The following is a 22,673-nucleotide window of genomic DNA, read 5'->3' as shown; positions in this document are numbered from 1 at the left end:
AAATACGTCACAGGAAAGAAAACGCTTACATACAAATTTTTAACTAACCAGCTTCAGTTTATTCATCAAGTAGATTACTTCTTACTATCAGTGCTCTCTGCCACCTGTCCACAGGCCTGTGCGGTCAACCTTCTCCACGCCCACTCGAGCGGCCCTTGTTTGAAACAGGATAACCATAGGTTAGAGAACAATAGGTTACATAACCAAACAGCCGGAACCACCGCTAATAATTGCAAGCGATCTAATTGCTGATACAGACCGAAACGGTAGAAAATGGTGATACAAATCAGCGTTTGTAGCAGATAGTTGCTCAGCGCCATACGCCCAACGTTGGCTAACCAGTGACTGATACGCAGGCGGGACAAACTGGGCCAAAAACCGTAACACAACGCCAGATAACCCAGCGTTTGCAGCGGCGCGCCCAGTTCCCGCGGCACTTGCAGCAAAAATCCGGTCCAGCGATATTCCCATTGTAGATGCCATTGCAGAGCGATAGCCGGGATTTGAATGACCAGTGAAAGCGGTATCATCCACGCGGCCTGTAGGCGATAGTGCAGCAAACTAAACTGCCCACGCAGCCAGCCGCTGCGCATTAATCCTGCGCCAAAGAGCATAAAGCCGGCCAGTTCCCAGCCGTATTGCGCGCCGATTGCTATCAAATTGGAAGACAATAAATCAACGCGATTTATCCACGCCTCACGGCCCCCCTGTAGCTTCCAGAACTGTTCGTACTGTAATTCCGCCGGTCCCGGCATCCAAAACTGCCCTGGCTCGCCGGTGACGATAAAACCGAGTAATAGCAAAACGCCGACGCCAATCAGATACAACACTCCGCCGGTTCTTAATAAGCTTTCAGCACTTTTAGCATCACGAATCATTCGCCAGCAAACTAAACCGATCAGACTATAGGCCAGCAGAATATCGCCGTCCCAGAAAAAAATTCCGTGAATTAATCCTAGCAGTAGCAAAATAGACAGCCGCGCCTGTATCCACCCTTTCCCCCGATGCAACAGCAATTCAATACCTGCGCCGAATAGAATAGCGAACATCGATAAGAATTTGGCTTGAGCAAAAATATCCAGAATTGCCCACGTCCAGGCATCAGACAGCGAAGGCATTCCCAGATAAGCGGGATTGAGATAGGCGGCCTTAGGCAGACCAAACGCGCTGATATTGAGGAGAAGAATGCCAAGAATGGCCAACCCTCTCGCGCTGTCCAAAGTTGCGATCCGTTGACGCATACTCGACATCCTGTTTAGCGGCACTTTAGCGTGCCGTCTCGTTCAATAAAGGAATTAGCTGCTATGGCGCACCGCGCGCAGGAATTCCTGCCGGGTGTTCTGGCTGGATTTAAATAGCCCGCCCAAAGAGGTGGTGGTGGTCGCGCTGGTTGCATCACGAATACCGCGTGCTTTAACACAATAATGCACCGCATCAATGGACACAGCCACATTATTGGTGCCTAACAGAGTTTGCAACGCCAGCAAAATTTGCTGAGTCAAACGTTCTTGTACCTGCGGACGTTGGGCAAAGAATTGCACAATACGATTGATTTTCGACAAACCGATCACGCTGTCTTTCGGAATATAGGCAACGGTGGCTTTACCATCGATAGTGACAAAATGATGTTCACAAGTGCTGGTCAAAGTGATATCCCGAACCGTGACCATCTCATCCACTTTCATTTTGTTTTCAATGACGGTGATTTTAGGGAAATTGGCGTAATCCAGACCAGAGAAAATCTCATCCACATACATTTTGGCAATGCGTCTTGGGGTATCGGCCAGACTGTCATCGGACAGATCGAGATTCAGTAGCTGCATAATTTCTGTCATATGCTCCTGAATGCGCTGTTTGCGCGTTTCAGAATCTAACACTTGTCCTCGTAACGGGGTTTCGAGACCACGGGCTTCCAATGCAGCATGGACCAATATTGCTTCTTTACTTAGCGATGACATTCTTCTCTCCAACAGGCTTACGCACCCGGCGGGAATAAACATTGATGCAGATCACGTCCGGATTTTGTGCCCCACTCTAGATGAGAGCGTGCAGATTATCCAGTGATTGTGTTTCATATCATGATGAAATAAGGGCAATATGCCCTTATCCACAGCGGTTTCAGATGCTTTATCTCCCCGAATTATCCCGTCGTTTTTTCTCCGGCGCGCGCCGCCGTATTGAACACCAAAGCCCCGGCCACAATCAGGGCGACGACCGCAACATACAGCGCAGGCTCTAGCCGGTGAGTTAACGCCGTGGAGGTCGCAGACAGCATTGGCCCGACTAATTGCCCAACGGCATAGCCCGTGGTGAGCAAACCGGCCATGTAGCGCGTGTGATTCGGTGCCAGCTCTCGCCCGTGCTGCAAAGATAGCTGCACCACACAGAGAAAACCGCCGCCGGTCAACATCGCGCCGAGAGCCAAACCGCTCACGCCCGGCACTAACTCAGCGCACAGAACCCCTAATGCCTGCACCCACAGCGTCAATGCCAGACGAGTTTGAGTCGTCAGACAACGACGCGTCAAAATGCCTAAGCCAATACCAACCACGGCTGCACCACCAAAAACCGGCCAGACAAACTGAGCGAACAGGCTGTCTGGAAAACGCGCGGCCGCCATTTGTGAGAGAAACGTCGCCGGCAAAATATAACCGAAACCGGCCAGACTGTAGCTCCAGACCAAACGCTTCAGCGCAGGCGTCAAAATCAACGGTTCCGCCGCTACCTGCGGGCGATGTAACTCCCCTGCTCTGGGTAAGTTGATACTGATCGCGCCAATCAGCACCAGCGCCAACACACCGTAAACCAGCCAAGCCTGCGATGCCGTTAACCCGTAGCTATGAATCACAACGGCCAGTATACCGCTAATAAAAATACCCGCTCCCGGCCCGGCAAACACCGCAGCGCTAAAAGCCGGGCGACCATAGTGCGCCAGTCGCTCATTAGTCCATGCTGCCACCAACACCATTGACCAGCCGCTGGCCCAACCGATAGCGAAACGCACCACACCGTGCCACCACGGGCCTTCTATTACGGCGGAGAGCAATGTCAGCGTCACTGCGCCCCATACGCCCAGCCACAGGCGACGCTCAACGTAACGATTGGCTCGCATCGCATCGTAGGCACCACACAGGTAACCCAGATAGTTGAATGCCGCCACCAGCCCCGCGCCGGTCAGGCTGAACTGATGTTCAGCTATCATGAGAGGAACCTGCGGCGTAAAAGCAAATCGGCCAATCCCCATTGCTACCACTAATGCCAGAAACCCACTTAAAGCGATTCTTAACGCCATGACTCTGTTCTGCCTGTTCCCAAACTGCCGGTTAAAAGAAAGTTGCTAATATCATGCCTCAGCATTAGAATCACAAAAAATGAATAATACTCATGAAGTTCATCACAAAAAGAGAACAGTAATGGATTTAACCCAACTCCGCATGTTTTGCTGCGTAGCGGAAACCGGTTCGGTAGCCAGAGCGGCGGAACAGATGCATCGCGTGCCGTCGAATCTAACCACCCGCCTGCGCCAGCTTGAGGTTGAGCTGGGTACCGATCTGTTTATCCGTGAAAAGCAGCGTCTGCGCCTGTCGCCGATGGGCCATAATTTTCTCTGTTACGCCAACCGTATTCTGGCGTTGAGTGAAGAAGCCATGCGTATTACCCATGCCGGTGAGCCTGCGGGCAATTTTCCATTGGGATCGATGGAAAGCACCGCAGCCACGCGTTTACCCAACTTACTGGCCGCTTATCATCAAAGCTATTCTCAGGTTTCACTATCGCTGAACACCGGCACTTCCGGCGAAATTATCGAACAGGTACGCGCCGGTACGCTGGCTGCGGCATTGGTCGATGGTCCAGTTCACCATGAAGAACTACATGGCTGCCGATCTTTCGAAGAACAATTAGTGATCATCTCATGCCTGGATCACCCGCCGATCAGTCAGGCCAAAGACGCTGTGGATGAAACCCTATTTGCCTTCCGCCCCAGTTGCTCCTACCGTTTAAGGCTGGAGTCATGGTTTCGACAGGCTGGCGTGCTGCCTGGCACTATTCTGGAAATCCAGTCATATCACGCCATGCTGGCCTGCGTTGCCAGCGGTGCCGGTCTGGCGCTCATACCCCATTCAGTACTGGCATTACTACCCGGCCACGAACGGGTTCGGGTACACCCGTTACCCCCTGAATTTGCCGATACCGCCACCTGGCTTATCTGGCGAAAAGATGCCTTCAGCCCGAACGTTCGCGCACTGAAAGAGCTGATTATTGAGCAAATTGAAACCACTGCAAAACCCGTAACTTAAAACGTTAACGCAACAAATAGTATACATAAAAAGTCAATTTACATAACACTATCGTGAAAAACCGAGGAGCAACACCATGGAGATGATCAAAACCCGCGCCGCCGTCGCATGGGGGCCGAACCAGCCGCTATCCATTGAAGAAGTGGACCTGATGCCACCGCAAAAAGGCGAAGTGCTGGTGCGTATCGTCGCCACTGGCGTTTGCCATACCGACGCTTACACCCTGTCTGGCAAAGATCCCGAAGGCGTCTTCCCGGCGATTTTAGGCCACGAAGGCGGCGGTATTGTTGAGGCCGTGGGCGAAGGCGTCACCAGCGTCGCCGTGGGCGATCACGTCATTCCGCTGTACACCCCAGAATGTGGGGAATGCAAATTCTGTCGCTCCGGCAAAACCAACCTGTGTCAGGCGATTCGCGCTACTCAGGGCAAGGGTTTGATGCCAGACGGTACTACCCGCTTCTCTAAAAATGGTCAGCCTATTTTCCATTACATGGGCACATCGACTTTCTCCGAATTAACCGTCGTACCGGAAATTTCGCTGGCGAAGATTAATAAAGAAGCGCCGCTGGAAGAAGTCTGCCTGCTAGGCTGTGGCGTCACCACCGGCATGGGTGCGGTAATGAACACCGCTAAAGTACAACCGGGCGATACGGTGGCAATATTTGGCCTGGGCGGCATCGGTCTGTCCGCCATTATCGGCGCACAGATGGCTGGCGCAGGTCGTATTATTGGTATCGATCTCAACACCAGTAAATTCGATCTGGCCCGCAAACTGGGCGCCACGGATTTGATTAATCCAAAAGATTATGACAAACCGATTCAAGACGTGATCGTGGAGCTGACCGACGGCGGCGTAGATTTCTCCTTCGAATGTATTGGCAACGTTAATGTTATGCGCTCGGCGCTGGAATGCTGCCACAAAGGCTGGGGCGAATCGGTGATTATCGGCGTAGCCGGTGCCGGTGAAGAAATTTCCACCCGTCCATTCCAGCTGGTTACCGGCCGCGTATGGCGTGGCTCTGCGTTTGGCGGCGTAAAAGGACGCTCCCAGTTGCCGGGCATTGTGCAGCAATATTTAGACGGTAAATTCCAGCTGAACGACTTTATTACTCATACTATGGGTCTGGAGCAAATCAACGAAGCCTTTGATTTAATGCATGAAGGTAAATCTATTCGCAGCGTGATTCACTTTAATAAATAAAGCCAGGAGGCAGAGCAGACATGCATACGTCAATTGAACTTCTCGAAGAGCATCGGATGTTTGGCGGCTGGCAGCAGCGTTATCGCCATATATCCCGCAGCCTGAATTGCAACATGACATTCAGCATCTATCTGCCACCACCGCGTGATGATAATCCGCCGCCGGTGCTGTACTGGCTGTCTGGCCTGACTTGCAACGACGAAAACTTTACTCTGAAAGCCGGCGCGCAGCGTATTGCAGCCGAGCTGGGATTGGTACTGGTGATGCCGGATACCAGTCCTCGCGGCGAAGACGTACCGAATGACGAAAACTACGATTTGGGTCAGGGAGCAGGTTTCTACCTGAATGCCACTCAGAAACCCTGGTCAGCGAATTTTCGTATGTACGATTATGTTAGCGAAGAGTTACCGGCGTTAATTCGCCAACACTTTAGCGTTAGCGAACGGCAATCTATCAGCGGACATTCAATGGGCGGCCACGGCGCCTTAATGCTGGCATTGCGTAATCCACAGCAATATCAGTCAGTATCTGCCTTTGCTCCTATTGTTAATCCTTGTCAGGTTCCGTGGGGGCGTAAAGCATTCACAGAATATCTTGGTGAAGATGAAACAAAATGGCTGCAATATGATAGTTGTCATTTACTGTTTAACAGTGACCAGCCGCTGCCGATTCTGGTCGATCAGGGCGATGGCGATCAATTCCTGGCCGATCAGCTACAACCAGCCAAACTGGCGGAACTCGCGCGCCAAAAAGACTGGCCGCTCACGCTACGCATTCAGCCTGGTTATGATCACAGCTATTTCACCATAGCGACATTTATTGAAGATCATCTGCGCTTCCACGCTGAGTATCTGCATAACTAAGTCGCTCCATTGGGGAATAATTTTTATTCCCCAACTAATCATTCCTCCTCTGTCATTATATTTCGTTTCAATGCCCTTCCCCTAGGCGATAAATATTAATTTATTTTTGCCATTTTATTGGCCAATCCTGCTTATAGCCCCTCGGGTTTATTGGTTTTATTGAATTACGCCTCATTATTTTCAATCGCAATAAATATTCCTTCATAAACACCTAACTAACATGACGAACGTTATTTTTATCACCATTTATTTTCTTCGCACTTGATCATGCCATCAATGAACATGGTGAATACGAAGCGGTATGTTTTAAGAAACGCTGTAATACTGAAGTAGCGATCGCGGCCAAATTTGGCACTCCGACGCCAATGTGTTTTCTATTAAAAAATTCCTGATAGAACAGGAGAATAAAGGATGGCTGCGGAAATTGCTTTTTAAGCATCACTAAAATAAATAAGAACCTAGCCATCTTATATTCGTAATAGCCAGGTTCTGATGTGGCATTTTTAGAAGCCAGACCCTGGCTGCAGAAGAAACGCCTGTTCTTCCGCGCTGGAAACTCGCCCGAGAATATGGTTACGGTGTGGATAACGCCCAAAGCGGTCGATAATTGCTTTATGCCGCAGCTCATACTCCAACTGGTCGCCATTATTAAGCTCGGTATACAACACTAAAGCCTGCTGATGTATCTTCTGTGATTCCGAATGCATAAACGGCAAATAGAGGAACCCGCGCTGTTCCGGCGTTAATTGCCCGGTTAAGCCAGTATGAATGGCTTCTTGCGCCAGCACCAGGGCCATACCATCGCAGGAGAAAGAAGCGGGCGTATCGCGGAATAAATTTCGGCTAAATTGATCCAAAACGATGATTTCTGCCAGTCGCCCGTCGATAGTTTGTCGCCATTCCGCCAGTTCGCCCTTGGACGCCGCCTGCCAGACCGCGCCAAAACGTTTGTGTAGCAAAGCATCGAAATCATCGCTTTTTGTAAACCAGAATGCCGGGTCTATTTCATTAAACCAGAAATCCAGAATCTGTTGGCTATTCATATGTGCTCCCGTTTATCCCCTGATGCGCTGCTCCGAGTGTGACGTCGCCGGTCCCTTTGCCGGTCAATTCATTCACCCTCTTGTCGATCTCTGCCATAATAGCCGCCCTCACCCTTTTTGATTGGATATTTTACCGCCGGTGACTGACTTACCCGCCGGAATGTCCTGACCACGGAGTCCAGCATGGATCACTGTAACACCTCGGATTTAATTTCTCTGGAACAGGCGCTGAAAAAAATGCTGTCGCAGGTTACTCCGCTCACAGAGACGGAAAATATTCCGCTGACAGATGCCGCAGGCCGGATTACCGCCAGCCCAGTGACTTCCCCCATTAACGTTCCTCCTTTCGCCAATTCGGCAATGGACGGTTACGCCGTACGCAGTCATGAGGTGAATGCCCAAACTGCGTTGTCCGTCGCTGGGAAAGCCTTTGCCGGGTCGCCATTCCACGGTGAATGGCCCGCCAACAGCTGCATTCGTATTATGACCGGTGCGCCGGTTCCGAGCGGTGCCGACGCGGTCATTATGCAAGAGCAGGCCAGCGTAAGTGAACAAGGCGTGTTATTCACCGCCCCGGTAAAAGCTGGGCAAAATATTCGCCTGGCGGGGGAAGATATCCAGCAAGGTGCCAGCGTGTTCCCCGCAGGAGTCAAACTGGGCGTAGCCGAACTGCCCCTGTTAGCTTCCCTCGGCATTGCCAAATTGCAGGTCATGCGCCAGTTGAAAGTCGCCATATTTTCTACCGGTGACGAGCTACAGGCCGTAGGCCAACCGCTGGCAGAAGGCCAGATTTACGATACCAACCGTTTTGCCGTACATTTAATGCTACAACAACTGGGTTGTCAGGTTATCGATTTAGGTGTGATCCCAGACGATCAGGAAGCTTTGCGCCACGCCTTCCGCCAGGCTGATGAAGCGGCTGATTTGGTAATCAGCAGCGGCGGTGTTTCCGTAGGTGAAGCGGATTACACCAAACAAATGCTAGAAGAACTGGGCGACATCGGCTTCTGGAAACTGGCAATCAAACCGGGTAAACCTTTCGCTTTCGGCAAACTGAAGAACGCCTGGTTCTGCGGCCTGCCAGGTAACCCGGTTTCTGCCGTTGTGACTTTCTATCAACTGGTGCAACCGCTGCTGGCTAAACTGGCCGGACAGACTTCATGGCAACCGCCGCTACGCCTGACTGCAACGGCGATTACGCCATTGAAAAAATCGCCGGGACGACTGGATTTCCAGCGTGGGATTTTCTCCCGCGGTGCCGACGGTAAGCTGGAGGTCAGCTCCACCGGGCATCAAGGCTCGCATGTTTTCAGCGCCTTCAGCCAAGGCAACTGCTTTATCGTTTTAGAACGGGATCGAGGTTCGGTCGCCGTTGGAGAAAGCGTAGACATAGAGCTATTTAACGGCTTGCTGGGAGGCTGATATGCTGCCGGAACTTTCAGATGCTGAAATGCTGCGCTACAACCGGCAAATTGTCCTGCGCGGTTTCGATTTCGACGGTCAGGAAAAGCTTAAAGCCTCACGCGTCTTGGTCGTCGGGCTAGGCGGTTTAGGCTGCGCCGCCGCGCAATATCTGGCGGCGGCGGGCGTTGGGCATTTAACGCTGCTGGATTTTGATACCGTGTCTTTATCAAATTTACAGCGCCAGATTCTGCATCGGGATGACCGGATCGGCATGAGCAAAGTCGCGTCTGCGCGCCTGACTTTAGAAGAAATCAATCCGCATTTGAGCGTGGCTACGTTGGATCGCCAACTGGATGATTCGCAGCTCTCAGCCGCTATCGCCGATCATCATTTAGTCCTGGATTGCACGGATAACCTGGCAATTCGCGAACAACTAAACCGCCTGTGCTTTGTTCAGAAAAAGCCACTGGTTTCCGGCGCGGCGATTCGAATGGAGGGGCAAATCAGCGTATTTACCTATCAGGACGATGAGCCGTGCTATCGCTGCCTGAGTCGTTTGTTCGGTGATACCCCCCTCACCTGTGTGGAAACCGGCGTCATGGCCCCATTGGTCGGCACTATAGGAAGTTTACAGGCAATGGAAACCATTAAGCTGCTTAGCGGTTACGGCGAGGTACGCCGTGGTAGGCTTCTAATGCTGGACGCCATGACGCTGGAATTCCGCACCATCAAGCTGGCGAAAGCACCTCACTGCGAAGTCTGCGGTAAAAACTAAGCGTTAGGCTACGCCAGAAAACAAAAAGGCTGATGCATTTGCACCAGCCTTTTTTAATTTCAGCGCTAATCGATATTAATTAAGACTGAATACCTTGGCTACGCAGATAGTCTTCGTAGTTACCGGTAAAGTCGTGGATTTTGCCTGGAGTCATTTCAATCACACGAGTCGCCAGTGAGCTAACGAATTCGCGGTCATGGGAAACGAAGATCAAAGTACCTTCATACATTTCCAGCGCCATATTCAACGCTTCAATGGATTCCATATCCAGGTGGTTAGTTGGTTCATCCATAATCAGAATATTTGGACGCTCCATCATCAGCTTACCAAAGAGCATTCTGCCCTTCTCACCACCAGACAGCACCTTAACTTTCTTCTTGATATCGTCCTGGCTAAACAGTAAACGACCCAGAACACTGCGAACCGCCTGCTCGTCGTCTTTTTCCTGTTTCCACTGACTCATCCAGTCGAAGACCGTTAGGTCAATGTCGAAATCGCTGGCATGATCCTGCGCGTAATAACCGATTTTGCTATTTTCAGACCACTTAACGCTGCCGGAATCCAGTTCAGTCTCGCCAACCAGACATTTCAGCAATGTGGTTTTACCAATACCATTCTGGCCCAGAATCGCGACCTTCTCGCCAACTTCCACCATCAGCTTCAGATTTTTAAACAACGGGCCGTTGTCGAAACCTTTAGTAATAGATTCCACTTCCAGCGCGTTACGGAACAGTTTCTTTTCCTGATCGAAGCGAATGAACGGGTTCTGACGGCTTGAGGCCTTAACTTCATCCAACTGAATTTTATCAATCTGACGGGCACGGGAAGTCGCCTGTTTAGATTTGGAGGCGTTGGCACTAAAGCGGCTAACGAAAGACTGCAACTCGGAAATCTGCGCTTTTTTCTTAGCATTATCAGACAACAGACGTTCACGAGCCTGAGTGGCCGCAGTCATATATTCGTCGTAGTTACCTGGATAAACCCGCAGTTCGCCGTAGTCCAAATCCGCCATGTGGGTACACACCATGTTCAGGAAGTGACGGTCATGGGAAATAATGATCATGGTACTGCTACGTTCGTTCAGCACCTGCTCTAACCAACGGATAGTATCGATATCCAGGTTGTTGGTTGGCTCATCGAGCAGCAGAATTTCCGGGTTGGAGAACAGCGCCTGCGCCAATAGCACACGCAGTTTAAAGCCCGGTGCGATTTCGCTCATCAGGCCATAATGCTGTTCTACCGGAATACCTACGCCAAGTAATAATTCACCTGCTCGGGCTTCTGCGCTGTAACCGTCCATTTCACCGTAGGCAACTTCCAGATCGGCGACTTTATAGCCGTCCTCTTCGCTCATTTCGGCCAGACCGTAAATGCGGTCGCGTTCTTCTTTCACTTCCCACAGCTCGCCATGACCCATGATCACGGTGTCGAGTACGGTATTGTTTTCAAAGGCGAACTGATCCTGACGCAATTTACCCAAACGCTCGTTTGGATCGAGGAATACGTTGCCTGCGCTCGGTACTAAATCGCCACCGAGGATTTTCATAAAGGTTGACTTGCCGCAGCCGTTAGCGCCGATCAAACCATAGCGGTTGCCGCCGCCAAATTTTACAGAGATGTTTTCAAACAGCGGCTTACTGCCGAATTGCATGGTGATATTGTTAGTACTTAGCACAGAGCTTGCTCTCGATTGGATTACTGAATAGGGGGAGATCAATATTAGAAATATGTGATTCGGCGCGCATTATGCCACAATATGGCCGCAGTATCGCCCTTCGTTTGCACAATTTCCCATCGCCCGCCGAGAATGACGCTTTTAGTCACCGCTTTCCTGTCCAGAAACCGTCATGAATAATATCGGCTGTCTGACGGTTAATCGCGTAAAACGCGCCATCGGCACACAGCCATGCACAGCAATAATTGCTGAACTTTATGTCGTAGGCACGGGAGCGACGGGGATCGGGGTGGCCATTATTGCCGGAGCAGGATTAACCGGTGTCGGCTCAACGTAACCCACAACGCGGGAAATGGTGGGATAAAGTGCGCGCAGCTTCATTTCGATATTATCGATGGCGGTGTGAGCCTTGATCACAGAAATAAAAGGCAGCACGATACAATTGAAACTGACTACGATACCAACGTCGGTATTTCGCGCTTTGACATCCTGAATCCCTCGCAAAATGCTGTCCTGCTGCGTTAAACGCTGTAAAGCCTCGCTAATCATCGTCAGTTCTTCTTCCGCTACATCTTCCGTGCTGAGCAAGTAGTTTATCTGCGGTTCAATATGAATATCGACTTCAGTTTCTCTGCCCAAATCGTTACGGATAGCCGATTTCATCGCTTTAGCCACCACGTCGGCCTGAGTCACGCTGAAATGCGCTGGCACTTCTAAATCCAGGCTAATACAGGTATGGCTAGTTAACTGCTGCAAAGTTAAATTATGAATGGCTACGTCATTATTGGCGGCGATAACCCGTAAATGAGTCGCCATATTTTCATCGCTTCTTTTCTTCGGCGTAGCCAATAGGGTTATTTCAGCCTCGCTATAATCCGCCACCAATTGTTCGGAAATATGCCTTTTTAACCGATCGATACGTTCCAAAGATAACGTTCTGCATACTACGATAGTCACTTCGATAAATAGCATAGCTCCGGCATCGCGCACCCGGCATTTAGCTACGCCAAGCACTTCCGGGAAACGCGTCAATGAACCGGTAATTTCGTGCTGTATTCCTTCGGGCGCGGTATCAATTAAGGTATTAAACGAGCGTTTTCCTAATTTGATTGCCGTCACCAGAATAAACAGCGCGACTACCATAGCCGCTACCGCATCGGCTTTTGGATAGCCTAATAAAACAAATACCATGCCCAGCAACACCACTCCGGACGACATCATATCGGAGAGAAAATGCAACGCTCCGGCTTCTAGCGCAGCGCTATTTGTTTCCGCTGCAACTCGTCTTAACGCGCGAACCCGGTAGAAATCAATCACCATTGCAATAAGCAACGTCGCAATAACCGCTGGCGCAGCGATAATGGGCTGAGTTTCCCCCCAGAAATGTTTCCATGCCTCGACGGCGATCCAGCCCGCCGCCATTACCAACAGTAGAATCTCAAACAGAGCCGCCATATTCTCGACCTTTCCGTGACCAAAATGGTGATCTTCATCGGCAGGTTTATCGCTCACGCGCACCGCACACCAGGTAATAGTTGTAGCAATAAAGTCCGTCAGAGAATGAATTCCCTCAGAAATCAAACCAATACTACCGGTAAATATGCCCACGACAAATTTACCAACCGAAAGTAACCCGCTGGCCACCATAGACTTCAAGGCAACGTCTTGTTTTTCATTTTGCATGTCGTACTCACTTAGCGACGGCTGGATTTACATCGACCGATTTTGGGCATAAAAAAATCTCCCGCCCTAGGCCGGATGCTTTAACTTTAGTAATTCAGTTAATAAGAGAAATGCGAATGATTAACTTTTGCGCAGCCTCTTCTCTTTATTTTTTCGAGCCTTTCAGCCGATGTAACAGGCTCCATATAAAGGCAACGACTATTATGCTACCTGAGAACACCAGTAATATCCGATAAAAAGTTTCCTGGCTTTCTCCCGTATCCAGATTAATCTCGTAAATACCGACAGAAATCATAAAGGTGGCATAAAGAATGCCGATAATATAAAAGACCATAACCACCTTCCTTGTATATTTTATAAAATAAATCCGAGCTTTACCTGCTTTATTTTATAAAACACTTATTCACTTACTTCATTGACAATGATAATCATTAAGCATGCTCATCCTTCCTGCACATCCTACATTTTTTGCAGGAAGGATGCTTCTAGGCAAAATCATACCCTTTGCTGTTATTCATCCCATTTCGCACTCATATAAATGGCCACAAAACCCAATACGCTGATAATTCCAAGAAACCACATAAATACCGTCATGTTATTCATAACAAACCTTTGTTTGATCTAATCTATAATAATCCCCTTAATATTTTTACCAAACAATATGTTGCGATGACCACCTCCTCAATCCCTTTTTACGTTAGCCGCGAATAATTGATTTATCCGCGGCTACATCTTTATTAAAAACGCTGCACTGGTACTCAGAAAATTGACCATTTCTGTACTCATATACAAGCGCAGCGTTCCGTCGTCATACCCACTCTTTGGTTATATATTCAAAACAACTTGCGCGATCTTGAAGTAGATAATCAGCCCCGTACCATCAATAAAAGTGGCGATAAAGGGCGCTGAAACTACCGCAGGATCTATTCCGGCTTTTTTGAGCAGCATCGGAATAATGGATGAAACAAAGGCGCTCCAAATAGTAATAGCGACCAATGCCAGACTAACGACTAACGTAACGTCCATTCCCACGCCCATAATCCACGCGCGAATCCAGGCAGCACCACCGATGGTGACAGCAATCATTAATGAGGTCGTGACCTCTTTTTTGATCACATTACCGATATTACGCAGACTGACTTCCCCTAATGCCATAGCGCGAATCAGAGTAGACGTAATTTGCGTTCCACTGTTACCACCGGTACCAATCAGCAATGGAATAAAGAATGCTAATGCAATAACTGCTTCCAGCTGTTCTTCAAACGCTTTAATTACCGTACCGGTATAAGCTTCGGCCACAAATAACATCAGCAACCACGGACAGCGCTTTTTCCATAATTCCCACGGGCTGGTACTTAAATAAGGCTTATCCAAAGGCAAACTGGCACCCTGGCGCTGGGCATCTTCGGTGTTTTCATCTTCGATCAGACGAGCAATTTCTTTTTCGCCCAATACTCCAACCAAATTCCGATTAACCAAAACTGGCACCACATCTACGCCGCCTTTATTTAATAGATGCGCGACATCATTACGCTCATCGTCAGGGGAAACATGGAAAAAGGTTTGGTTCATCATGGTGCCGACCGGGCTGTTCGGTTCGATGGATTGCAGTAACTTCTTTACCGACAGCACGCCGCACAGGTGATAATCATCGCTGGTGACAAATAATTGAGAAGGAATTTCATCCGTCTGAAGCTGAGAAAGCAAATAGTCACAGGCTTCCTTAGCGGTCAGTTTTTCAGAAATAGTAATAAAATTATCGCTCATATAAGCCGCGACGGATGCATCTTCGCAGACATCGGCGTTGGTGTTGAGCTGAGCATTATTGTGTGATAGTGAGTTAATCATGATTGTCCCTATATCTGTTAAGACTTCAACAGTGATCGCATAGGGGCGGTAACCAAAGAGGGAGTGCAGACTGCCTATCTCCGCGTCCAGGTTTTAGCACTATACAACGTATCTGATAGAGTCATCAGAAGTTACTTTGGGCTAAACCTTAATCCGATAAAGCCTGTCTTAACCTTGGGCATCTCTCGATGTCGTCAGATCAGTAACCTGTGTTTGTATAGGAGCCTCGCCAAACGAGATACTGCATTTTTATTGCGCAGGGATTAAAGCACGCCTTTTTTGAAAAGTTCTCAGCTTTCGCCAGTTGTTTAAGAAATATTTAGAAAAAAACAGCAATACAGCGCCATCAGATAATCTTTAATATAAATTGATTGCGGGAATCGAGCGTAATTCACCGATGTATATCCAATGGCGGGATAATAATAGAATCTGGCAGAACCATTCCCCCGTAGATAGTGCGACAGAATAAAGCCTCTTCATTCGTTGATATTTTGGGGAGAACGCCTGAAGGCTAAACAATAATTACAGCCATTTAGAATCGCGGGTAAATGAAATTGTCAGCCAGCGATGCGGTCCGGGGTCTCCAATCGCCAAAGCTATCTCATCGCGGATTTTATCAAAACGCCGTACGCCATCATTTTCCATAGATTCCGGAATAACCACATGAATTTCAATAAATAAACCTCGGCCGACCCTTGTTGCATAATGGGAATAATCCAGGAAACCGTATTCCAGAATTAAGCGTTCCATAATACGTTCGATAGAAGCATCAAGCGTATCCGGCGTCATTTGTAGTACTTCGCGCACGGCGGATATGACAGTTTTAATTGGCACCGGAATCAAAATCAAAGTTAACAATGCCAACACCGCCGGATCGGTATAAACAATCAGATACTCATAGGCGGTGCCTTCCAAACTCCAGGACAGCAGAAAAGCCACCAGTAGCGCAGAACTGATGCAGGCAGACATCAGCCAGCTTTTGGTATCCAACGCAATCAGCTCTGATTTCACCTGTTTATTTAACCGGCGCTGCTTCAGGAAAATGGTAAAACAGAAAATACTGACCGCTAACGCATACGCAATGGCCCAGCCTAATTCCAGCTCCCTGCCCCCCTCTGTAATGCCTTTGATAGCATTTACAAAGGCGTAAAGACATAGAAAGGCTAATAGGCTGCCGTTAAATGCCAGTACCAAGGGTTCAACATGCCAGAAGCCGTATTGAAAACGGCGGCTATTCGGCTGTCCTAATAAACGTGACACCAGTAGAGATAAACTGCACATACCGGCATCTAACGCCGAAAACATGCCGTCAAAAATAATCGAGATCGACCCACATAAAATACCAAAACCAATCCCCATCCCCGCAATAATCAAAGTGCAGAAAATAGAGCGTCGAAGTATCTGCTGCTCGAGTCGGGTATCCTGGGTCTGAGGGATAACGGGGTGTGCTAGCGCAGTCATGGTGGCTCAACCTATTGTTTTATATTAATGAATAGTCAGGAAACCAGCACAATTAATAAAGTTTTTAATAATTTATATCTTATAGTTTGTCACAACATTGAATAATTACAAATCAATAAGATAATTAAATTAAGAATTAACCCACAGGTTAAATTATTGTTTTATAATTATTATTATTTATCTTTCGACTGGGTTTTCAATGCTAGTCGTTTGATTTTAAATGCTCGTAAGTCGAATTTATTGAGTTATGAGATTGCTAAAACCGATGCGCGAGTTTGCCCTGCCTCATCAATTAGTCACATATCTAAACTATACTTTTGATGGATGTGTGGTATTGCGGCAAGGGGCCGCGGATTATCATACTTTATAGTGCACTCTGATAATGGGACACAACATGACGACAAAACCGAATATCTTGTTGGTACACGGTGCCTGGGGCGATGGTTCGCACTGGCGTCATATTATTCCGACTTTACATAATAAAGGCTATCCGGTGTACGCGGTACAAAACCCGCTGACCTCTCTGGCCGACGATGTGGAACGCACCGAAAAATTGGCCACCTCGCTCCAGGGCCCGACCATTCTGGTCGGTCACTCCTACGGTGGCATGGTTATTTCTCAGCTTGGACATTTACCTAATCTAGTAGGACTGGTTTACGTCGCCGCTTTTGCACCGGATAAAGGCGAAAGTCTCGGCAGTATTTTCCAACTGCGCGATTTACCTTCCGGAGCCGCTAATCTGTTTCCGGATCAGGACGACTTTTTATGGATAAAATACGATAAGTTCCATGAAAGTTTCTGTCAGGATTTGGACAAAACCGAAGCCGTTGTCATGGCTGCTGCACAAAAGCCGACCTCAGGAAAATGCTTCTCCGACACTTCAACGGAACCCGCGTGGAAGACTAAGCCAAGCTGGTATCAAATATCCAATCAGGACCATATGATTCCGCCGGAAACCCAACAATGGTTTACCGAACGCATGAAACCGAAAAAAACCATTCGGCTGGACTCCAGCCATGCGTCTCTAGCCTCTCATCCCAATGAAATCATCGCACTAATAGAAGAAGCTGCCAGCAATTATTAAGTTATTCAATCTCCCGGAGTCAGCGTCACTGGCTCCGGATAATGTCACTCGGCGAAGGTGGTTTTAATTGAGAGAAATGCCAGGGTAAACGGCTAGAATATAAACCCACTGGCAGAAGCGCGAACAGCTTCGCTATATTGAATATCGCAAAATCTGTTGAATTGGTGCGGTCGATTTACGCATTCCACATCGTAAATTAATTTGAAAATTTCCATATAACACAGCGTAGTCAGTCTTATTTAAGCACGGCAAGAACGCGGGATGGTTAACGTTGAATATCAATAACGGTGACTAAAATATTATCCATCATTAATGATATTCAATGAGACTAGATGACGCAGGTTTATCAGTAAGTCACGCTAAGGCCGACATAATCCGGGTTAGGTTGGCGCCACTCATCACCGCGACAGCTCTTAGTGCGATGACAATCCGCCATACGTTCTGCACCTGTGCGCTCATCACCGTGAAGTCGAAATTTCGGTTCACGAGATTCACTATAATGGCCTTCCGGGAACCAAGTCCCGCCACATCCGGTTAATAATAAGCTGAGTAATAACGCTCCGATTCCTTTCATTAACGATTCCATGTGATTAATTAAATGACATGGAAAATGATAATGTAATTATTTATTCACATCAATAATGAATAACCTTGTCAGACCAGAACGTCTGCGTTCCAACAATTAATATCAGTCAACTTTTTGTAATTAATATAATTAAATACTTTTACTTAGGGCGAGGGAATATATCCGTTGAATAAAAATGGTTAATTCTTTCTTTACAAGAATTAAACAGTATAAATAAATTTTAATATTTACCAAAAAAATAATTATCTAGCTATAAATTGGAAAATGCGCTTCCATAAAGGCTGCTATCTGCATAATTTTGTATCTGATAATACTCGGAGCATAAAAAATCCGCCCAAAGGCGGATTTTTATTGGATTTCGCATTTAGTTCGTAAGAACCAATACTAAACCGGCTGATTACTCTTAGAAAGTGTAACCAACGCCAGCGATCCAGGTACCAACGTCAACGCTACGGATGCGGCTCTGCTCGTAAGAGAAGTCCAGCGCTACGTTCTGCATTGGGTTCAATTGAACACCAGCACCGTATGCTACGCCGTAATCGCTTGAACCCGATTTAGCTTCTGGGTTACCCGCGCCGTTTGCAGTGAAACGACCATAGCCCACACCAACTACGCCATAAACGCTAGCCCAATCGTTGATACGGTAAGCAGGACCCGCAGTGATTGCGTTGTACTGTGCTTTGTTGTAAACGCTGCTGCTGTCACCGAAAGAACTTTTTTCAGTGTGAGTGAAAGAACCGATAGCGCCCAGTTGGGAATCGGACCACTCGTAGCGGTATTTCAGGTTGAAACCTGAAGCCTTGTTAGCAACACCTTGGTAATCGCTCTGAGCGTAACCGCCAGTAACGGTACTCTGGCCTGCAAATGCACTACCTGCGCTCACTGCCAATACACAAGCTGCTACTGCTGAAAGACATGCAATTTTTTTCATAACCACCTCAAGACGCAAATTATTTTCAATTAAACAAAAACACCATTAAAATATAACAAAACTTAGGTAGAAACTCTGCACCTGAATCGTTGTCTAAACTTTTATATGGTGTAACAAATCATTTCAAGAACAGTGTAACTCGCTAAAAGTATACGCCTTTTCCCGAATTTTTGTCGAAATTGTGAAGTTCCTCACTTAACGCTATTCCAGACAATTCTTAGTTTGCCGTCTAAAAGATAGCCGCAAAACGCATAAAAAACACTCAAGATTAAATTATTTCTCTTTTTTCCCGTCTCTGATCCGCTACTTTTGCGAATTATTAGATACATCGGCAGCATTTCATTTACACTGGCAAAAATCTGATTATTCACTCTTTTTCCGAGGCTCTAACGGATGTCGCTGTCCTCTCAGTCCAAATTATCGCTCCCCCTGCTGCCCGTTTTCCTGCTGGTTATAGCCATGATCTCGATCCAGAGCGGCGCTTCATTGGCAAAAAGTCTGTTCCCGCTAGTCGGCGCGCAGGGCATTACCTCCCTACGGCTGGGGATTGGTACGCTTATTCTATTTGTGATTTTTAAGCCCTGGCGGATGCGCTTTACAGCCGGTAGCCGCATGCCGTTGCTGGTTTACGGCCTGGCGCTCGGCGGAATGAATTTTCTGTTCTACCTGTCTTTGAAAACTGTTCCGTTGGGTATTGCCGTGGCTCTTGAATTCACCGGCCCGCTGGCCGTTGCCATGTTTTCTTCCCGCCGCCCCATCGATTTTCTGTGGGTTGGGTTGGCCGTAATAGGTTTAGCCTTCTTACTGCCGCTGGGCAAAAGCGTAGACAGTATCGATCTGTTCGGTGCCGCCTGCGCCTTGGGCGCCGGTGCCTGCTGGGCGATTTATATTATTTCCGGCCAAAAAGCTGGGGGCAACCACGGGCCGGGTACCGTAGCTATTGGTTCCCTGATCGCCGCGCTGGTTTTCTGCCCGATTGGCGTAGCCTATAACGGTATGGCGCTGTTTTCTCCCGCTATTTTGCCTATTGCTCTGGCCGTCGCCATTCTCTCTACCGCCTTGCCTTACTCACTGGAAATGGTGGCGTTAACCCGACTTCCGGCCCGTACCTTCGGCACATTAATGAGTCTGGAACCAGCTTTGGCAGCCGTTTCTGGCCTAATTTTCCTGAATGAATATCTGACATTGATACAATGGTCAGCGCTGGGCTGTATTATTGCCGCCTCTATTGGTGCAACTTTAACGATTAAAGCCAAACCCAAGATTGAAGAACTGACTTAATCAATATGAGAGCGATGGCATGGAAATAAGACCGGCAACACCTGAAGATTTCACCGCAATCTGGCCACTTTTTCAGGCGGTTATCGCCAGTGAAGACACCTACGTTTTCACCGCAGACACGCCAGAACGGGTCGCTTACGAATATTGGTTTGGTGACGGCGTGCGCTGCTGGGTCGCGCTGCATGAAGATAAAATCGTCGGGATGTATAAGCTGATTGATAACCAACGAGGATTAGGTTGTCACGTTGCCAACGCCTCTTTTATGGTCGATGCCAGCGTCAGAGGTTTAGGCATTGGCAAACAGCTGGGGCTGCACTGCATTGAACAAGCTCAGCGCCTAGGTTACCGGGCAATTCAGTTCAATTTTGTCGTCAGCACCAATACTCTGGCGGTCAGCCTTTGGCAAAAACTGGGCTTCGGCATTATTGCAACCCTGCCGCAGGCGTTTAAACACCCGAAACAGGGTTACGTAGATGCTTACATCATGCACCGTTTTCTGCATCCGGTGCCAACCGCTCAGATTTAACACCGTTTAGGCAAGACTTATTCATCACGCTATGCCTTGTTTTATAAGGACTAGCGTTTTTTATTAATTATATTCACTTCTTTTGGCATCCAAAACGGCAGGCTGATTCGTATAGGTAGATGTGAGGCAAGACTCACCTCTTCCATACTAATAAGGATTAACATTATGAAAACGCTTATCCGTACCGCGATCTGTGCCTCTTTAGTATTCAGCAGTGTATCTATGGCAGCAGCGATGTCCGACACCGTGATGGTGGGGGGAGCCGCAATGCTCCCGAGTAAAAACATTATTGAGAATGCCGTGAATTCTAAAGATCACACAACTTTGGTGGCCGCCGTTAAAGCTGCCGGTCTGGTGGATACCCTACAAGGTACAGGACCCTTTACCGTGTTTGCGCCAACCGATGCTGCGTTTGCTAAATTACCAGCCGGAACCGTTGAGAATCTGGTCAAACCGGAAAATAAAGCCGTGCTGACCCAAATTCTGACTTATCACGTGGTAGCCGGCAAATATGATATGAAACAGCTTGAGAAAAAAATTAAAGAGGGTGGCGGTACCGCCGAGCTGAAAACCGTCAACGGTCAGCCTCTGTGGTTTATGAATAATGGGCCTCATAATATCCAGATTAAAGATGCCAAAGGCAATCTGGCCAATATCAGCACTTATGATGTGAATCAGAAAAATGGTGTGATAGATGTCATTGACACAGTTCTAATGCCTAAATAAAAGCGGTCTATACTGGGTGCAGTGTCTCACTGCACCTTGCTTTTAGGGATTACAAATGAATGAAGCGTCTTTGGCTGAACAAATTGAACTGCTGGAAGCGATTGGCAAAGGCGACCAAGCGGCATTTGAACGATTATACCGGTTAACTTCCCCACGTCTTTTCGCCGTTGCCTTACGTATGTTACGTAACCATGCCCGAGCCGAAGAGGTATTGCACGATTGCTTTATTACCGTGCTCAGTCAGGCGATTAATTACAATCCCAGCCTCAGTTCTCCCCTTACCTGGCTCACACATATTGTCCGTAATCGGGCAATAGATTTGATGCGCGGTAATGATAACCGTTTGCAGGGATGGGATGAAGACGAGGCCGATAACCTAGCTGATGACGCGCCCTCGCCGGTCTCTCAGCTACAGCAAAGTTCCGAAGCCAAGCGGTTGGAGCATTGCATGGCATATCTCCCCGCTGAACAGCGGCAAAGTATTATGCTGGCTTATTATCAGGGACTTTCTCACAGCGAGGTCTCAGAACACTTACAACAGCCTCTTGGCACGGTGAAAAGCTGGATCCGCCGCGCGCTGGAGCACTTAAAGAGCTGCGTAGGAATATGAAAAACAGACGCGAATATCAATCAGCACTGGCCGCAGAATATGCGCTGGGCACTCTGCGCGGGCTGGCTCGAATTCAATTTGAGCGACAAATCCTACGGAATCCCGAACTGGCAGAAGAAGTGTCTCGCTGGCAAAACCTGTTTAGCCAAATGGACAATAGCTTACAGCCCGTGACACCGCCGGCCTGGATTTGGAAAAAACTCCAGCTCCAATTGCCTCCCCCCGAAAAAGCAGAGACTTCCTCAATACGCCGCGCAAGTGGCGCATATCTCGGCTGGGCGATCGCAGTCTGTTTAGCTGCACTCTTGCTGGTCCCCCGCCTGCTGGTGCAGCCTGAAGCCCCCATTCCGGTGGCGGTTCTGGCCAGCAGCGAGCAAAGCGGTCAATGGATTGTCAGCATGGATAAATCTACCCGCAGCCTGACGTTAACTCCATTAAGCACAGTACCGATCGGCGAGCAGCATAGCCTTGAACTGTGGAGTATTGCGGCAGGCGAAAAACCTCACTCTCTCGGCTTGTTAAATGCTAGCGGGCCGACACAGGTCGCTTTCAATAAAGTTGCGTTAACCAAAGGCAACGTGATGGCAATCAGTCTGGAACCTCACGGCGGTTCTCCAACCGGGCAACCTACCGGAGCGGTACTGTACAGCGGGCCATTACAAAATATTTAATGTCGGC

Annotated in this window: 23 protein-coding genes and 1 riboswitch; of the genes, 11 read left to right on the top strand and 12 right to left on the bottom strand. The window is 48.4% G+C overall.

All coding sequences use genetic code 11. From position 1 onward, the window contains the following. Positions 1–74: 74 nt before the first annotated feature. From yeiB to ACQ4OC_RS00555, 3 genes are all read right to left on the bottom strand, one after another. Complete coding sequence (gene yeiB, locus ACQ4OC_RS00565) at positions 75–1,241, bottom strand: DUF418 domain-containing protein YeiB (protein WP_120805962.1); 1,167 nt, start codon at positions 1,239–1,241, stop codon at positions 75–77. Between the two features lie 54 nt (positions 1,242–1,295). Further along, entirely contained in the window at positions 1,296–1,958 is a 663-nt protein-coding gene (gene folE / locus ACQ4OC_RS00560) for a GTP cyclohydrolase I FolE (protein WP_049596613.1), read from the bottom strand. Between the two features lie 182 nt (positions 1,959–2,140). Next, positions 2,141–3,292 carry a YbfB/YjiJ family MFS transporter gene (locus tag ACQ4OC_RS00555; RefSeq protein ID WP_064512719.1) on the bottom strand — a complete coding sequence of 384 codons (1,152 nt, stop codon included), beginning with the start codon at positions 3,290–3,292 and terminating at the stop codon, positions 2,141–2,143. 121 nt (positions 3,293–3,413) lie between these two features. On the opposite strand from ACQ4OC_RS00555, the gene ptrR reads away from it, so the two are divergent. The 3 genes from ptrR to fghA all read left to right on the top strand — a co-directional run bounded on the left by ptrR (position 3,414) and on the right by fghA (position 6,362). Beyond that, a complete protein-coding gene (gene ptrR, locus ACQ4OC_RS00550; protein WP_430970836.1) occupies positions 3,414–4,298 on the top strand; it encodes a putrescine utilization regulator PtrR in 885 nt (294 codons plus the stop codon). A gap of 76 nt (positions 4,299–4,374) precedes the next feature. Next, entirely contained in the window at positions 4,375–5,499 is a 1,125-nt protein-coding gene (locus tag ACQ4OC_RS00545; protein ID WP_064512716.1) for an S-(hydroxymethyl)glutathione dehydrogenase/class III alcohol dehydrogenase, read from the top strand. 20 nt (positions 5,500–5,519) lie between these two features. Next, positions 5,520–6,362, top strand: a complete 843-nt coding sequence (gene fghA / locus ACQ4OC_RS00540) for an S-formylglutathione hydrolase (protein WP_120805960.1) — start codon at positions 5,520–5,522, stop codon at positions 6,360–6,362. Between the two features lie 503 nt (positions 6,363–6,865). Here the strand turns inward: fghA and ACQ4OC_RS00535 are convergent. After that, entirely contained in the window at positions 6,866–7,405 is a 540-nt protein-coding gene (locus ACQ4OC_RS00535; RefSeq protein ID WP_064512713.1) for a DUF924 family protein, read from the bottom strand. Positions 7,406–7,588: 183 nt separating this feature from the next. Here ACQ4OC_RS00535 and moeA point away from each other — a divergent pair, with 183 nt between their 5' ends. Next, positions 7,589–8,827, top strand: a complete 1,239-nt coding sequence (gene moeA / locus ACQ4OC_RS00530) for a molybdopterin molybdotransferase MoeA (protein ID WP_064512711.1) — start codon at positions 7,589–7,591, stop codon at positions 8,825–8,827. A 1-nt stretch (position 8,828) separates the two neighbouring features. Then, on the top strand, positions 8,829–9,584 hold the full coding sequence (moeB, locus tag ACQ4OC_RS00525) for a molybdopterin-synthase adenylyltransferase MoeB (protein ID WP_162975173.1): 756 nt from the start codon (positions 8,829–8,831) through the stop codon (positions 9,582–9,584). Positions 9,585–9,663: 79 nt separating this feature from the next. Here moeB and ACQ4OC_RS00520 read toward each other — a convergent pair whose 3' ends face one another. From ACQ4OC_RS00520 to ACQ4OC_RS00495, 6 genes are all read right to left on the bottom strand, one after another. After that, positions 9,664–11,259, bottom strand: a complete 1,596-nt coding sequence (locus tag ACQ4OC_RS00520; protein WP_071889709.1) for an ABC-F family ATPase — start codon at positions 11,257–11,259, stop codon at positions 9,664–9,666. A 255-nt stretch (positions 11,260–11,514) separates the two neighbouring features. After that, positions 11,515–12,942, bottom strand: coding sequence for a cation diffusion facilitator family transporter (locus tag ACQ4OC_RS00515; RefSeq protein ID WP_064512705.1), 1,428 nt, complete (start codon positions 12,940–12,942; stop codon positions 11,515–11,517). A gap of 145 nt (positions 12,943–13,087) precedes the next feature. Next, positions 13,088–13,276 (bottom strand): hypothetical protein, encoded by a 189-nt coding sequence (locus ACQ4OC_RS00510; RefSeq protein WP_064512703.1) that lies wholly within the window; start codon positions 13,274–13,276, stop codon positions 13,088–13,090. A gap of 176 nt (positions 13,277–13,452) precedes the next feature. Then, positions 13,453–13,536 carry a protein MgtS gene (gene mgtS / locus ACQ4OC_RS00505; protein ID WP_338063273.1) on the bottom strand — a complete coding sequence of 28 codons (84 nt, stop codon included), beginning with the start codon at positions 13,534–13,536 and terminating at the stop codon, positions 13,453–13,455. Positions 13,537–13,767: 231 nt separating this feature from the next. Next, on the bottom strand, positions 13,768–14,790 hold the full coding sequence (locus ACQ4OC_RS00500; protein ID WP_064512702.1) for a magnesium transporter: 1,023 nt from the start codon (positions 14,788–14,790) through the stop codon (positions 13,768–13,770). Between the two features lie 71 nt (positions 14,791–14,861). After that, positions 14,862–15,035, bottom strand: a riboswitch (M-box (ykoK) riboswitch). A 277-nt stretch (positions 15,036–15,312) separates the two neighbouring features. Continuing rightward, positions 15,313–16,251: a cation diffusion facilitator family transporter gene (locus ACQ4OC_RS00495; RefSeq protein WP_064512700.1), complete on the bottom strand. Its 939-nt coding sequence runs from the start codon at positions 16,249–16,251 to the stop codon at positions 15,313–15,315. A gap of 394 nt (positions 16,252–16,645) precedes the next feature. Here ACQ4OC_RS00495 and ACQ4OC_RS00490 point away from each other — a divergent pair, with 394 nt between their 5' ends. Then, complete coding sequence (locus ACQ4OC_RS00490; RefSeq protein ID WP_064512698.1) at positions 16,646–17,335, top strand: alpha/beta hydrolase; 690 nt, start codon at positions 16,646–16,648, stop codon at positions 17,333–17,335. A 346-nt stretch (positions 17,336–17,681) separates the two neighbouring features. Here the strand turns inward: ACQ4OC_RS00490 and ACQ4OC_RS00485 are convergent, their stop codons facing one another. Both ACQ4OC_RS00485 and ompX read right to left on the bottom strand, forming a co-directional pair. Continuing rightward, on the bottom strand, positions 17,682–17,909 hold the full coding sequence (locus ACQ4OC_RS00485) for a hypothetical protein (RefSeq protein WP_064512696.1): 228 nt from the start codon (positions 17,907–17,909) through the stop codon (positions 17,682–17,684). Between the two features lie 415 nt (positions 17,910–18,324). Next, positions 18,325–18,852 (bottom strand): outer membrane protein OmpX, encoded by a 528-nt coding sequence (ompX, locus tag ACQ4OC_RS00480; RefSeq protein ID WP_049596628.1) that lies wholly within the window; start codon positions 18,850–18,852, stop codon positions 18,325–18,327. A 393-nt stretch (positions 18,853–19,245) separates the two neighbouring features. Between ompX and rhtA the strand changes: the two genes are divergently transcribed. The 5 genes from rhtA to ACQ4OC_RS00455 all read left to right on the top strand — a co-directional run bounded on the left by rhtA (position 19,246) and on the right by ACQ4OC_RS00455 (position 22,666). Then, on the top strand, positions 19,246–20,133 hold the full coding sequence (gene rhtA / locus ACQ4OC_RS00475) for a threonine/homoserine exporter RhtA (protein WP_064512694.1): 888 nt from the start codon (positions 19,246–19,248) through the stop codon (positions 20,131–20,133). Positions 20,134–20,152: 19 nt separating this feature from the next. Continuing rightward, positions 20,153–20,659 carry a GNAT family N-acetyltransferase gene (locus ACQ4OC_RS00470; RefSeq protein WP_064512692.1) on the top strand — a complete coding sequence of 169 codons (507 nt, stop codon included), beginning with the start codon at positions 20,153–20,155 and terminating at the stop codon, positions 20,657–20,659. Between the two features lie 165 nt (positions 20,660–20,824). Beyond that, positions 20,825–21,385, top strand: a complete 561-nt coding sequence (locus ACQ4OC_RS00465; RefSeq protein WP_064512690.1) for a fasciclin domain-containing protein — start codon at positions 20,825–20,827, stop codon at positions 21,383–21,385. A 55-nt stretch (positions 21,386–21,440) separates the two neighbouring features. Further along, entirely contained in the window at positions 21,441–21,995 is a 555-nt protein-coding gene (locus ACQ4OC_RS00460; protein WP_064512689.1) for a sigma-70 family RNA polymerase sigma factor, read from the top strand. After that, positions 21,992–22,666, top strand: a complete 675-nt coding sequence (locus ACQ4OC_RS00455; RefSeq protein ID WP_064512687.1) for an anti-sigma factor — start codon at positions 21,992–21,994, stop codon at positions 22,664–22,666. Before ACQ4OC_RS00460 ends, ACQ4OC_RS00455 begins: the two co-directional genes overlap by 4 nt. The last annotated feature ends 7 nt before the right edge of the window (positions 22,667–22,673 follow it).

Source organism: Yersinia sp. J1, from assembly GCF_050586585.1.
Classification (GTDB): Bacteria; Pseudomonadota; Gammaproteobacteria; order Enterobacterales; family Enterobacteriaceae; genus Yersinia; species Yersinia entomophaga.
Note: the sequence above shows the minus strand (reverse complement) of the source record. Positions and strands in the feature narration are given on the sequence as shown.

Excerpts from the sequence above, each read along its gene's own strand:
- ACQ4OC_RS00500 (WP_064512702.1), bottom strand. The coding sequence starts at position 14,790 with ATGATTAACTCACTATCACACAATAATGCTCAGCTCAACACCAACGCC.
- ACQ4OC_RS00535 (WP_064512713.1), bottom strand. The coding sequence starts at position 7,405 with ATGAATAGCCAACAGATTCTGGATTTCTGGTTTAATGAAATAGACCCG.
- ACQ4OC_RS00470 (WP_064512692.1), top strand. The coding sequence starts at position 20,153 with ATGGAAATAAGACCGGCAACACCTGAAGATTTCACCGCAATCTGGCCA.
- ACQ4OC_RS00460 (WP_064512689.1), top strand. The coding sequence starts at position 21,441 with ATGAATGAAGCGTCTTTGGCTGAACAAATTGAACTGCTGGAAGCGATT.
- ACQ4OC_RS00515 (WP_064512705.1), bottom strand. The coding sequence starts at position 12,942 with ATGCAAAATGAAAAACAAGACGTTGCCTTGAAGTCTATGGTGGCCAGC.
- moeB (WP_162975173.1), top strand. The coding sequence starts at position 8,829 with ATGCTGCCGGAACTTTCAGATGCTGAAATGCTGCGCTACAACCGGCAA.
- ACQ4OC_RS00485 (WP_064512696.1), bottom strand. The coding sequence starts at position 17,909 with ATGAAAGGAATCGGAGCGTTATTACTCAGCTTATTATTAACCGGATGT.
- rhtA (WP_064512694.1), top strand. The coding sequence starts at position 19,246 with ATGTCGCTGTCCTCTCAGTCCAAATTATCGCTCCCCCTGCTGCCCGTT.
- ACQ4OC_RS00455 (WP_064512687.1), top strand. The coding sequence starts at position 21,992 with ATGAAAAACAGACGCGAATATCAATCAGCACTGGCCGCAGAATATGCG.
- folE (WP_049596613.1), bottom strand. The coding sequence starts at position 1,958 with ATGTCATCGCTAAGTAAAGAAGCAATATTGGTCCATGCTGCATTGGAA.
- ACQ4OC_RS00495 (WP_064512700.1), bottom strand. The coding sequence starts at position 16,251 with ATGACTGCGCTAGCACACCCCGTTATCCCTCAGACCCAGGATACCCGA.
- ompX (WP_049596628.1), bottom strand. The coding sequence starts at position 18,852 with ATGAAAAAAATTGCATGTCTTTCAGCAGTAGCAGCTTGTGTATTGGCA.
- ptrR (WP_430970836.1), top strand. The coding sequence starts at position 3,414 with ATGGATTTAACCCAACTCCGCATGTTTTGCTGCGTAGCGGAAACCGGT.
- ACQ4OC_RS00465 (WP_064512690.1), top strand. The coding sequence starts at position 20,825 with ATGAAAACGCTTATCCGTACCGCGATCTGTGCCTCTTTAGTATTCAGC.
- ACQ4OC_RS00545 (WP_064512716.1), top strand. The coding sequence starts at position 4,375 with ATGGAGATGATCAAAACCCGCGCCGCCGTCGCATGGGGGCCGAACCAG.
- fghA (WP_120805960.1), top strand. The coding sequence starts at position 5,520 with ATGCATACGTCAATTGAACTTCTCGAAGAGCATCGGATGTTTGGCGGC.
- ACQ4OC_RS00490 (WP_064512698.1), top strand. The coding sequence starts at position 16,646 with ATGACGACAAAACCGAATATCTTGTTGGTACACGGTGCCTGGGGCGAT.
- moeA (WP_064512711.1), top strand. The coding sequence starts at position 7,589 with ATGGATCACTGTAACACCTCGGATTTAATTTCTCTGGAACAGGCGCTG.
- yeiB (WP_120805962.1), bottom strand. The coding sequence starts at position 1,241 with ATGCGTCAACGGATCGCAACTTTGGACAGCGCGAGAGGGTTGGCCATT.
- mgtS (WP_338063273.1), bottom strand. The coding sequence starts at position 13,536 with ATGACGGTATTTATGTGGTTTCTTGGAATTATCAGCGTATTGGGTTTT.
- ACQ4OC_RS00555 (WP_064512719.1), bottom strand. The coding sequence starts at position 3,292 with ATGGCGTTAAGAATCGCTTTAAGTGGGTTTCTGGCATTAGTGGTAGCA.
- ACQ4OC_RS00510 (WP_064512703.1), bottom strand. The coding sequence starts at position 13,276 with ATGGTCTTTTATATTATCGGCATTCTTTATGCCACCTTTATGATTTCT.